8 protein-coding genes are annotated in these 12,878 nt (G+C 47.2%); 2 read left to right on the plus strand and 6 right to left on the minus strand.

The genetic code is table 11. The annotated features are described in order from the left end of the window. Window positions 1-7: 7 nt before the first annotated feature. Window positions 8-1,501 (minus strand): lipid II flippase MurJ, encoded by a 1,494-nt coding sequence (locus tag VNQ80_RS05240; RefSeq protein ID WP_325636402.1) that lies wholly within the window; start codon window positions 1,499-1,501, stop codon window positions 8-10. A gap of 13 nt (window positions 1,502-1,514) precedes the next feature. Beyond that, on the minus strand, window positions 1,515-2,276 hold the full coding sequence (locus VNQ80_RS05245; RefSeq protein ID WP_325636403.1) for an FkbM family methyltransferase: 762 nt from the start codon (window positions 2,274-2,276) through the stop codon (window positions 1,515-1,517). A 153-nt stretch (window positions 2,277-2,429) separates the two neighbouring features. On the opposite strand from VNQ80_RS05245, the gene VNQ80_RS05250 reads away from it, so the two are divergent. Together VNQ80_RS05250 and VNQ80_RS05255 are read left to right on the plus strand one after the other, a co-directional pair. Further along, window positions 2,430-3,860 (plus strand): NAD-dependent succinate-semialdehyde dehydrogenase, encoded by a 1,431-nt coding sequence (locus VNQ80_RS05250; protein ID WP_325636404.1) that lies wholly within the window; start codon window positions 2,430-2,432, stop codon window positions 3,858-3,860. Between the two features lie 245 nt (window positions 3,861-4,105). Beyond that, window positions 4,106-5,113 carry a LacI family DNA-binding transcriptional regulator gene (locus VNQ80_RS05255; protein WP_325636405.1) on the plus strand — a complete coding sequence of 336 codons (1,008 nt, stop codon included), beginning with the start codon at window positions 4,106-4,108 and terminating at the stop codon, window positions 5,111-5,113. Between the two features lie 64 nt (window positions 5,114-5,177). On the opposite strand, the gene VNQ80_RS05260 is transcribed toward VNQ80_RS05255, so the two are convergent. The 4 genes from VNQ80_RS05260 to VNQ80_RS05275 are packed head-to-tail and all read right to left on the minus strand — an operon-like array spanning window position 5,178 to window position 12,685. Continuing rightward, a complete protein-coding gene (locus VNQ80_RS05260) occupies window positions 5,178-6,326 on the minus strand; it encodes a DUF4998 domain-containing protein (protein ID WP_325636406.1) in 1,149 nt (382 codons plus the stop codon). 26 nt (window positions 6,327-6,352) lie between these two features. Then, the gene (locus VNQ80_RS05265) at window positions 6,353-7,543 is read right to left on the minus strand and encodes a DUF5000 domain-containing lipoprotein (protein ID WP_325636407.1); all 1,191 of its coding nucleotides are present in this window, start codon (window positions 7,541-7,543) and stop codon (window positions 6,353-6,355) included. 31 nt (window positions 7,544-7,574) lie between these two features. Beyond that, entirely contained in the window at window positions 7,575-9,473 is a 1,899-nt protein-coding gene (locus tag VNQ80_RS05270) for a RagB/SusD family nutrient uptake outer membrane protein (RefSeq protein ID WP_325636408.1), read from the minus strand. 11 nt (window positions 9,474-9,484) lie between these two features. After that, on the minus strand, window positions 9,485-12,685 hold the full coding sequence (locus VNQ80_RS05275; RefSeq protein ID WP_325636409.1) for a TonB-dependent receptor: 3,201 nt from the start codon (window positions 12,683-12,685) through the stop codon (window positions 9,485-9,487). Window positions 12,686-12,878 lie beyond the last annotated feature (193 nt).

Genomic DNA, 12,878 nt, shown 5'->3' on the forward strand with positions numbered 1-12,878 from the left:
AAAAGCATTACCCTCGAAATAATCGTTTCAGATACCTTCTCTCGTCAAGCCTAAAAACAACAACGAATGTAGCCACAGAAAACACCGCCACACCTGTATATAAGGTCAAACGTACTACATCGGATAACATGAACGTTATACAATGATCAAATACGTACATGATCCCCACCGTTGAACCGATTAATCCGAAATATTTAATCGTTTCAAAAAACAATTTCCTGATACGGAATGGAAAGAAAACAAACATTACGATAGCACCAACCGAATGGCCGGTGATGTACGCTACTGGAAAGGCTATTTCTCCTAAACGTTTCACCAATGCTAGGTTTAAACCTATAGCAATAACTTGGGCGACTACTGCGAAGTATGCATGTTTTTTTCGGTTGTTGGAAGATAGCAATGCCATACCGAATGCAAAATACAGGTATACGACAAGAACGCCCCACGCATATAACATTGATAACCTAGTTATCACTTCTAACTCACCTGCTTGTATAGAATCTTGACTATAAAATAAATTGACAAAGACATCAGGAATTACCGAAAATACAGCTACAAAAACAGCTATTATCAAAAGTCCCCATTGATAAATCAATCGGAAATCACCGAAAAAAGCATCATAATCCTTTTTTATAAAATGCTGAGAAATGGAGGGTACCATAAAAGTCATCAAAATACCCGACAATACCATGATTAGCATCTCCGAAAACTTCCTGCCATAATCCACCATAGATACCATGCCAATGCCTAGTGTGCTTGCTAAAGACTTCTCGAGAATCGTATTTACCTGGCCTAGAAAATACGAATAAAAAAACGGCAATGAAAAACCGAAGAAAACCCAAAAGTAGGAAAACCGTAAGGGACCGGCATTCGAAAACAATGCAATTTTTAATCGGGAGACCTGCCATAACAGCAACGCAGTAAGTAACAAAACCCCCAGATAGTAAGAAATTACCAATGAAAATATTCCAATAACTGGAGCAAGCAATATCAGCAGGATGATATTGGCCACCGTGCTAATGAATGCCACAACATCTGGGATAACATAAGAATGGTAAGCATTCAACAACCCGGTCAGCAACAGGTTTAGTTGATTTAAAAGCAACGCAGGAACGAGCAACAAAAGCATCAGCGACAGTGAGCTTAATGCAGCATCGTCAAAACCAGGTGCCAACAATCTAACAAATAAATCATGGAAACAAGCGATAAGGACAACTAAGACGACCGATACGATGAATGTATAAAAAAAAAGAGACTTTACCTTCACCAATGCTTGCTGCTCCCCTTCATCTTCACGGATAAAGATAAATTTCGTCCGAAAAATCTCATTCAATGGGCCCCATAATGCCGCATCTAATACGATGATGCCATTCAAAGCAAGCAACCATACATCCCGCCACACCGATGTACCGAAGTACTTAGCAGACAACCATAAGCTTAAAATCGATAAGACGATCTTGGCAAACCTTAAGACGAATAGAAAGCTTATTTTCTTTACCACAACAGGGAAACGATTACCGTTGCAATTCCAATTTATAGTCCAGATTTTCGATAATCACGTTCTCTCCCTTCATGGCGAAGGTATATCGTGGTAAAGCAGCGTTGATTGCCTCAAAAAAAGACCGAGAACAACCACTCTTGTCAGCGTCATGTAATTCTATTACAATAGTCTTTACCCTTCCCAACCACTCATGGCTATCACCCTCAAACAACTCTTTTTCACTGGATTCGATATCGAGTTTCAAAACATCTACGTATTCAATGTCATACTTATGGAATAATGACTGCATTGACATCGCTTTTATATCCCCATTTTCAACGTCCTCTTCAACAACTACTCCCCATTTTTCGGCATTAGGCTTATTGTAGGTTTTCAATACCGAATCATACTTCCACAGTCCAGCTTGCTCACTATAAATCTCATCATACATTACGGTATTTTTTTTCAAGATACCGAAGTTCTCGCTGTCTGGCTCAATACAGATAATCTTTGCATTGGGATATTTGTTTTTCATGAATATCGCAAAAAGCCCCACATTTGCTCCCCCATCGATAATGACGCTTGGATTACCAAATTCGATATCATAATGACCATTATAGAATACTTGGTAAAATACATCAATATCCGACGTATTAGCTCGCAATGAAAATGGATGTTTAACCGATGCCAGTTTAATGCAATCAACACGACCTGTCTTCACCTGAAAATATAACTTCAGACCAGGCCATAAGCCGTATCGTATACAAAAACTAACAAGCAATTTGATTCTTTCCATTGTGGTCAATTACCGTATTTTGAAATAAAATACTTTCGGTCATTCCTTAAAGCATCGGAAACAAAGGTACGCTTATTGACTAATATAACAATCAGGCGAAAAACCATTAGCATAGCAGAACGTTAACATGAAGCACATCAATAATTTTTAACAATGCAAAAATCCATAACTAATTTCAACGCCTACCTCAACGGCAAATTCGTTAAGGGCCGGAAAACCTTTGATGTCATCAACCCCGCCACAGGTAATACAATCGCTTCGGTACCCGACCTCACCGTGACCGACTGTAAAAAAGCAATCAACTACGCCCACAACGCATGGCCAGCCTGGCGCAACACCGACGTAACCCAACGCAGCCACATCGTACGGAAATGGTACGATCTCATCATAGCACATAAGCAGCAACTGGCGCGCACCATGACCATGGAGAGCGGCAAGCCGCTGTCCGAAAGCCTCGCCGAGGTGGATTACGGTGCTTCATTCGTCGAATGGTTTGCCGAAGAGGCTAAGCGGGCCTATGGCGAAACTGTCCCCGCGCCAAAAACAGGCCAGCGGATCGTTACCATCCGCCAGTCGGTGGGCGTTGTGGCAGCAATCACGCCGTGGAACTTCCCGCTCGCCATGATTACGCGGAAGGTAGCACCCGCCCTGGCCAGCGGCTGCACCGTGGTCTTACGACCGGCATCGCAAACACCGCTTACGGCATTGGCCCTAGCCAAACTAGCCCATGAGGCGGGCTTCCCGATCGGTGTGTTCAACGTCATAACCGGCAAAGACAGCAAAGGCATGGGCGAGGAACTGACAACCAACGAGCGCGTGCGTAAGATATCATTTACGGGCTCTACGGAAGTGGGGCGCGCACTGATGGAGAACGCCGCTGGTACAGTTAAAAAAGTTTCGTTTGAACTGGGCGGGAATGCACCGTTCCTCGTATTCGATGATGCCGACATCGATGCTGCCGTAAGCGGGGCAATCACCGCAAAATTCCGTAATTCGGGCCAAACGTGCGTAGCGGTAAACCGATTCTATGTACAGGACGCCGCATTTGATGCATTCGCCAACAAATTAACTGCGGCCGTCAAGAAGTTGAAAGTCGGCAACGGCCTCGATGAGGGCGTACAAGTGGGACCACTCATCAGTAAAGACGGACTGGACAAAGTAAAAGCGCACGTGAAAGACGCACTAGACGGAGGGGCTGACCTCCTTACCGGCGGCAGGGCAAAGAAAGGCCTTTTTTACCAACCTACCGTGCTGACTAATTTGGCTGCAACGGCATTGATCGCCCACGAAGAAACCTTCGGCCCGGTTTGCGCCTTGTTTCGCTTCAAGACAGAAGCGGAAGGTATTGCCAAAGCAAATGACACCGAATTCGGCTTGGCGGCCTACTTTTACAGCCGGGATGTCAACCGCTGTTGGCGTGTGGCCGAACAGCTGGAATCGGGTATGGTAGGCGTCAACACGGGGTTGGTCTCCAATGCGGCCGCGCCGTTTGGCGGGGTCAAACAATCTGGTATCGGCCGCGAGGGCTCCAAGCATGGATTGGATGAATATATGGAAATCAAATATCTTTGTTTTAGCGAATAATTTCGGCTATCGGCACCTACTTTTTTCCGCTCGTTAACCTGTAGTTGTCTTTTACCCAAGGTGAAAGACCCGATTTCAGCTGAAATAACGACAACTTGCTGAAGGTTCTAAAAAAATCAGAAACACATCTGCCTTGGAATGAGTTAGGAAGTTTACCGTAGTTTTCATACTTTAGAACGTTGTAACGACAATTATGGCGTCAGCGGAGTGAAAACTATTTTTTTAAGCAGGTACTAATTAGCAACATGTCCAGTAAACCGATTACAATAAAGGACCTCGCGTCCCGACTGCAGCTCTCTGTGTCCACCGTGTCCAAGGCGTTGAATGATCACCCGAATATTCACGAGAGCACAAAAAATCGCGTAAGGAAACTAGCGACAGAGCTCAATTACGTTCCAAACCGGGCTGCAATCTATTTTAAGCAACGTAGATCCTTTACATTGGGCATCATTGTTCCCAGTCTGATGGATCACTTCTATACCATTGCACTGGACGGTTTTGAAAAAATCGCTTCATCTCATGGTTACAATGTAATCGTTGGCCAAAGCCATGAAAGCTTTACCCGCGAAGCCGAGCTCGTGTCTGTGATGCAATCGAGTTCAATCGACGGCCTGCTTATTTCGGTATCCAAAGAGACAAAAGAATTCGAACATCTTAACAGGCTAGAACACGCCGATATACCCGTTGTCTATTTTGCCAGGAAACCCCAAATCCCGTGTTACAGCGTCGTTAGTGACGTTTATTCGGCAGCCATTGAGGCGGTATCCCTGTTCGTAGCCCGTGGTCATCACCACATTGGGTATCTAAATGGTCCCCGTTCATGGTCTACCAGCAAAGGCCGTCTACTAGGTTACCGTGATGGCCTTTTGCGCAATAACATTCCATTTGAGCGGTCTCTGGTCAAAGAAACCGACCTGAGTGCTGCGCAAACCGATGCTGCCGTCAGCGAGCTCCTCGGCCAGGTACCTGCACCTACCGCCATCTTGTGCTTCAAGGACTATATCATGCTGGACGTCATCAAATGCCTCCGTCAACGTTTCCCCGACAAAGTCAGTCCCGTAGAACTTATTGGTTTTGGCGCACTGCCCTTCTTCGATTACATCAACCATCCCCCATTAGCCTCCGTGCAGGAACAGCCGTATATGATTGGCGAAAAAGCAGCTGAACTGCTGCTCGACCTTATAAAATACCCAGACAAACAACGGACGGTAAAACAACTTTCATTTCCATGTTCCTTAAAAATCTTCGAATAAGCCAGCTATCTTTTACTAACCTACCCAATTGATCTGTAGGTTAGTGAAAGAAGGCTGGAGGCTGTTAATAGCGGTAAACACCGATCTCAGCCAAGGCGATGTTCTTGCCCCCGTCATGCGCATCTTTGGCAATCATTTGGAAATACCTGGCGTTAACGGGTGCATCAACATCAAAGAACTGTTTCTCCGCAACATTGGCCAACTCTCTGTTCCCATGGCTCTGCCATGTTTCCCCATCTTCACTGGTCTGAAATTCGACATTTTTCGCACGGGAAGCGGCAGATAGCCGGGAAATGATGGCGAAACCTTCGATACCTTCTTGCATTTCACCCATATCCACAGTAATTGTGTGCGGGAACTCGGTTTGCGGATTGATTTGATTCACCCACAAGGTTTCCGGATCCCCGTCGATTGCATTGCTAGACGGACGATAACTGGCTCCTGAACGCGTGTCAAAACTAGACGCAGTAGCCGTCCAATCAATCTTAGGCAATTCAATTGGATCACCCTTTAGGCGAGTGATTTCCGCGGTAAAATATTCGGTGTAAAAAGTGTCTATCGCAATGGGCGATGGTAAATATACCGTCCTGTAGCGCAACGGCACCGTATAGTTAGCGTCCGTGAGGTACAAGAGCTCCCGCTCTGGCAAGACAGTGATCACCTGTTCATTACCATCCAGATCCACGTACACCAGTTCCGAAAACACACCTTCCTCACTGGCATTCGCACCCCAATTCACCGTTACACTGTCCCGCTTCGAGGTGGCCTGATTAATAGGCCTCACTAACAGCGAGCGCTCGTAATCATCACCATAAGAACTGGCGTTCACTTCCGTTTTAACCGATCGGTTACCCAAATCATCGTAAACATAAATCTCAAACAGATACGAACCTTCTGGCAGGTTATTGATTAGGACATCGACGGTGTCGTTTGGTGGATTTTTGAGATCTACGATCATGGAGTCTGCACGGTCGTTCCAATAAATGTGTGCCCTGGCTGTTTTTGGATCCGGCGCAGCAGGCCATGAAAGTTGGATCCGGTCCCTACCAGGATGCACCTTCAGTGAATCACCTGGAGTTGCCGCATAGATAATGCGCCCATCCTTGATAAAATCCTTATACGTTTCGTCCATTTTACCGCATCCTGCCAGCCACACGCCAGCAAGCAGCAATGCTGCAAATAGCAGTCCGATGTTTTGATTGTTACGTTCCATAGCGTTCTTCGTTAATTTACGCGTTATCATTCTTCAACCCTCCCCCAAAAGCTCAGCTCTGCGATATAAAAATAATCCAGGTAATCCCAGGTTTCCAATATCCTGAACCTGAGGTAACGAACTGCTCCGATTTCGTTGTCTGTCGGGAATTCAAAATCTTCCCCGTTTACCGTAGCATAATCATTATCTTCTGCCGTGTTTGTTCCTACGGGATTCCCCGAGGGCTTGTAAGACTCAAACGTTCCCAATAATTCCCAACTGTCCCACTCGTCCGTCGGATCATTGGAGCCGTAGATTTCCCACGTCTTGGGAGCGCCAAGCTTATAGGAATACGTATTACCCGGACCGCGGTGCACCAGGTTATAGCGGCTCAACGTGCACTTTCTTCCCAGATCAAACGTAAAATGTTGGGGCATTCCGGCACCGGGCCTGGTGTGAAACACGGCGTCTGCATTTCGTTCATCCCAAAGTTTATCAATGGTATAAGACGCCGAAGGGTGCGGCGTAATGTAATCAGAAGGCAATGTATAGGCCCTAAAAGGCTTGGGAATGACCTCCTCAAAAATAGGCGTAATCACCGCAACCGCTGTATCCGACAAGCTGCCAAACCGGTCACGGACAACCGCACCGAACCTCCGCTCCTCCGCGGCGAATCCCCTCACGGTAAACCGGCCGTTTTTGGCCTCGCTATAATAGGTGTCAACCTCCACCCACTCGTTGTTCTCATCGGGAGTAAAGATACCTATCGCCATCGGTGCCTCCCCCGAGTTTTCGAAATTGATGGTTACGCCACCAAACGCTTCCGTAAACGTCAAGGTGTTGCGTACTTCTTGGAGCGGTGGCGTCAGCGGGTTTACTTTAACAACAACTGGTTCGGAGCTCTTTTCGCCTCCGTTTACCGAATACAGCTTGACCTCATACTCTTCAGTATCCGGAAAGCCATCGACAGTGACGAAATCCACATAATTGGATGACTTCGATACCCGGGCAGCGTCGCTCCTGATATTGTACTCTGCTCGAACGTAGCGGAAACTCGTTTCCGGTGGAATCGAATACGTGATCTTGGCACCGCCAGGCAGGGGTTCAACCCGGATGTTTGTTACCGGCGACGGAATCTCGCCGTCTTCCAGTCTGATGTAATTGCGATCTTCATCACATCCGCCGAATACTAAAATCAGCGCACAGATGATATAATTGATATATTGAAAACGTTTCATAATTTTCTTTATTAGTAATGGTGAGATTGCGTTACCAACCCGGATTCTGTACCGTATTTTTATTAGCCAGCAATTCGGCCTCACTCACCGGCCACAAATAATCCTTTTGAGCAAACCGGCGGTTATAAATCACATTTACACGGTAATATCCTTCCGCGGTCTGCTGCCTGATATCCCAGCCGGAAATAGGCGTATTCAACTCTTCCAATGCCAGTTTCCACCGTCGAAGGTCCCAGAGCCGCTTTCCTTCAAAGGCCAGCTCAATCAGCCGTTCCTGCCTGATGATGTCACGCAGACCATCCTGATTGGCTGGTTTCCCCGGATTGACGGAGTACGTCGCCCAAGACTCCTCCACGCCAGCCAAACCGGCCCTTTCCCTTACGCGATCGATCCATTCATAAACATCTGGACCAGGCCCTTGCACTTCATTGAGTGCTTCGGCATACATCAGGTATAGATCGGCCAAGCGAATGACCGGCCAGGGATAATCCGTACGGTTGTAGGTATTCTGCACCTGGGCATTGGTATAATAGACTAGTTTTTTCGGCCAATAACCGGTTACGTTGTGCGCATGGTTCGCAATGGTGGATGCTGCCTGCCCTTTTTTGGCCATCACATACCATAGGTCGTTATTTGAGTACTTACCCTGCCCAAACCAGATACCACCATCGAACCCTAGACTGGCGTAAAAACGCGGTTCCCGGGAAAAATGGAGATTAGCCGTCGTGTAGTTCTCCCTGATATAGAACCGATCATCCGTAGTGGCCGTACTGAGTCCATATCGGTTTGCGTAATCCCAGGTTTTATCCTCTTGGATGGGCACCCCGTTGTGTGAGTAGAACGTCTCTACGATTTTCAAGGGAACAGCCATATTGCCCGCAACAGATCCATTTGCCCGTAAAGCCGGATCCAGCCCGCGTGGATGCGACTGTACCTGAACGGTGTTGCCCATACTGTTGGTATTGCCCCATATGATTTCCTTATTCCATTTTTCCGTTACGCTATTTCGGATATTCATCTGTAAACGTAGCGTGTCCGACACGTTGTATTGTAGCGAACTTTGGTCATACGTATACAGGCGGTTTCCCATCTCCTCAGCAAGTTCGATTGCCTCTTTACAGGCAATTGCTGCTTTTTCCCATTTTTCCGAGCTATAAGTTGTGTTAAACAGCTGCTGACCTTCCTTGTCACGGAAATTAACATAATCGGCGTTGCCGTTAAAGAATGGACTAGCGGCCGTAAGCAATACCTGTGCCTTGACTGCAGCCGCGATAGGCCTGGTTATCCGTCCCATCTCCGATATTTCGATCATGATCTGATCCGGAAGCATGTTGGGGGCAAGTGCTTCATCCAATAGCTCCACAATATAGTCGAAACAGTCGTCAACCGGATCCCGCCTTACCTTCACTTCATTGATATCCGCATCCACAGGCAGGTTTTCCTTCTTCAATGGAATTGGGCCATACATGCGTACCAGCCAAAAGTGATAATAGGCCTTCAGAAACTTCGCCTCGGCGATCCACCGGTTCTTTTCATACTCATCTGCGTCCGGCACATTGCCTACGTTCTCCAGGAAAATATTGCAATCACGTATTCCCTGGAAAAGATCCTTGCCGTCTCGCCCCCCCTGCCAGAAGTTGAGGAATGGATTCACCACATTCTGTCCACCGCGGGCTATTTGAAAGCCGGATGTCAGGTAGTTATCGTGCACCCAGATCTCGTCACCCGTGGTAAATGCGGGGTTTCCGGCGAGGCTACTGTGCAACGGCATGTATGAATAGCACGTAAACAAAAAACGCTCTGCCGTAACCCTCATCGTAAATGCATTCTCCAGTGTAGGTATATCATCAGGTATCACATCGAGGTATTTTTGGCAGGATGAGGATACCGTAAGTGCCGTTATAAGCAAGCAAAATCTTATCGTTTTCATAATCTGATCTCCTAAAAAGTAGCACTAAGTCCAAAATTAAATACACGCTGAACGGGGTACCCCAACCCATTACCAGCCATCTCCACATCCCAAAGATTGAATTTGCTCAATGTAAACAAGTTTGTACCCGTTACATACAGCCTGAGACTGCTCATGCTAACCCGCTGAACCAGCTGCATTGGTAATGAGTAACCAACCTCAACCTGCTTCAACCGCAAAAAACTGCCGTCGCGCATAAACCAAGTACTGGTTTGTGCATTGTTGTCGCGGTAGGTGGTACTCAGCCTGGGCCACAGCGCATACACGTCACGATTCTCTTCAGACCAATGATCGTCGGCATAGGCCTTAAGCAGTTGCCGCTGGTTGCCGAGGAAAGGCAGGGTAGAATCTGGATTATCATCGGGGTGCCATTGCTTCGTATTCAGCCAAAACGATTCCCTAGCCAGTCCCTGCAGGAATCCGGATAGATCGAAACCCTTGTAGCTTGCCGAAAACACGAGCCCATAGATGATCTCCGGAGTTGTCGGGTAGCCGATAGGTACCTGATCCAACGTGGTGATCACACCATCACCGTTGATATCACGGTATTTGATGTCGCCCGCCATATACTCACCGAAGCTCTGTCGAGGCGAGTTCGCCACCTCATATTCGTCGACAAACAACCCTTCGGCAATGTATCCCCATTGCTGATGGATAGGATAACCAATCCGCGATCGCCACGGAGCATTTTGATAATCATATTCTTCAAAGACAGTATATTTACCCGTGGCGTAGGTAAAATTCCCTCTCCCCTGCAGGAGCAACCCATTTGTAAACGCATGGTTATACTCTAAGGCTAGATCAACACCCCGGCCTGTCGCTTCGCCGATATTGGCATAAGGTTGTGCAGCAAGCCCCATGGATGCAGGCGTAGCGACCCGTTGTTGTAAGATATTTTCCCGCTTTTCGGTATAATATTCTGCTACCAGCGACAACCTGTCCATCAGGCCCAATTCCATCGCGAAATTGGTTTTCTTGGCGGTCTCCCAAGTGATGTTTGGATCCGAGTAGCGGACCATTGTGATCCCTTGTCTCGAATAGCCGTTCTCCGTTCCAAACACCGCGCCATAGCTCGAATTAAACATATTGACCTCCGAGAGGTACAGGAAACGGCTGCTGCTGATGTTATCGTTGCCCACAATACCATAAGTAGCGCGGAACCTCAAATTGGAAATCACATCTTTCAAAGGCTCGAAGAATTTTTCGTTAGATACACTCCAAGCCAATCCCGCTGCCGGGAAAAACCCATACCGGTGGTCTTTATAAAAGCGTTCGGTACCATTGAAACCAAAGTTGAATTCTGCGAAATAACGACTGTCATATGCATAAGTAGCACGGCCAGATAACCCGAAATTGCGGAAAGGCAGCGACTCTTGCAGTGATTCCGACCTGCTGGTCAAGCTTTGCCGAAGGATATTCACCAACATACCGCTCACAGCATGCTTATCGAAAGTCCGGTTGTAGCTGGCTGCGGTCTCTATATAAAACTGCGACCGAATATCCCGTTCATTGAGTCCGTAAGTCAGGAAGTCCGTACCTGTATCTGGATTGAGGATATTTACACGGTACGTATTTTCCCGGCGGCTGTAATCACCCATTATGTAATAAAATGGGTTATACGCACGCAGTACGTCAAAAAACGAATATCGGGTAGTATTGACCATCGAACGTACAGCCAACCCCTCCGTCAGCATGGAAAGATCCTGCTTCAATTCCAATTGCGCAACAATGTTGGACCGGGCATACTCCTTGTAGCCCCTTACCATATCGGCATAGGGATTCATAAAGTTGCCATCACCGTAATTCCCAAACATGATGTGGTTCACAAACCGGTGGTCATCGTCTACCGGGTAGGTGGCAGGAAACAATACCGGGTTGGCCCACATGGATTTCCGATACATCCCTGTACCGCCGTCCAACGGCCCGGTATAATCATCAAAGCTACCGCTTAACAGTACTGCCATTTCCGTAGACTTGCTCAGGGAGATATCAACGTTCGTCCGCAGGCTGTATGTCTTCAGGTCGATGTTATTGTTGAAATTATTACGCCCGTTTACACGCAAAACACCGTTATCCTGCGTCAAGTTCCCAGCCACATAATACCTGGCTACAGAGCCACCGCCGGAAACATTCAGCGTAACACGCTGGTTGGTTGTATAATCTTTAAACAATTCCTGGCGCCAATCCGTTGCGGGATAAATAATAGAGCCCGAACCGGGCACGGTATTCTCTATTTTATCATCTTTATAAAACAGTTCCTCTAACGGATTTCTAGTCAAAATCGCCTCATTGTGGAGTTTCATATAGGTAACCGGATCGGCTAGTTCCACATTCTTGGTGGGTGCTGAGATCGAGTGTTCGAGCCTTAACATAATAGAAGGCTTACCCTCTTTACCCCGTTTTGTAGTAACCAGTATAACACCGTTTGCCGCTCTAGACCCATATAGTGCTGTTGCCGTCGCATCTTTCATGATCGAAAAGCTGGCAATATCATCGGGCGGTAGCCGTGCCAGGTCGGTCGTCGACAGCTCAATACCGTCAATCAAAATCAGCGGGTTCTGGTTAGCGCCGAAGGTCGTTATTCCCCGGACAAAGAAATTGGCATTATCCTGCCCAGGTTCACCACTCCGCTGGAAAGCGATGACACCAGCCAAACGACCAGCCAATGCCGTGGTCAAGTTGCTTGACGGAACCTTCAGTTCCTTTGGGCTGATGGTTGTTATGGAACCGATAACCGACTCTTTCTTCTGCGTACCGAAGGCCACGACAACGGCCTCATCCAGCGCCGAATGGGTCTCTATCATGGTCACATTAATCGCCTCTTTCCCAGCAACCGGGATTTCCTGGGTTTCAAAGCCCACCATACTGAAAACTAAGACCGCATCCTGAGGCACCTCCAATACAAATCTGCCATTCACGTCGGTCGTCGTGCCAACGCTCGGTGTGCTCTTCACCAAAACAGAAATGCCGACCAGCACACTCCCTGTAGAGTCGGTAACGGTGCCGTGCACGGTCTTCTGCTGCAAAAGCAAAGCTCCTGTATGGCCGCCTTCGTTCAAAGCCACACCATTGTCCTCCTCGGCAAAACCGGTTTGTACAATCAGCAACCATAAAATGGCTGCTAATGCCATGCCGTATCTCCTCACAGATAGGTTAGTTAAATTTTCCATCATAATTCGTTTTTTAAATGGTATTACATTAAAATCATTCAGATGATTTTTCGCTATCGCACAGCAACAATCAGTTCGTGTCGTATCACGTTGTGCAGATTGATCACTACAACTGCTACCGCCATGAACGGCCCTATCGGTACTTTAAAACCAAACAGACTCAGGATTTATCACAAGCGCGATTTACTTATTGAAA

It is taken from the genome of Parapedobacter sp. (genome assembly GCF_035556095.1).
In the GTDB taxonomy this organism is placed as follows: Bacteria; Bacteroidota; Bacteroidia; order Sphingobacteriales; family Sphingobacteriaceae; genus Parapedobacter.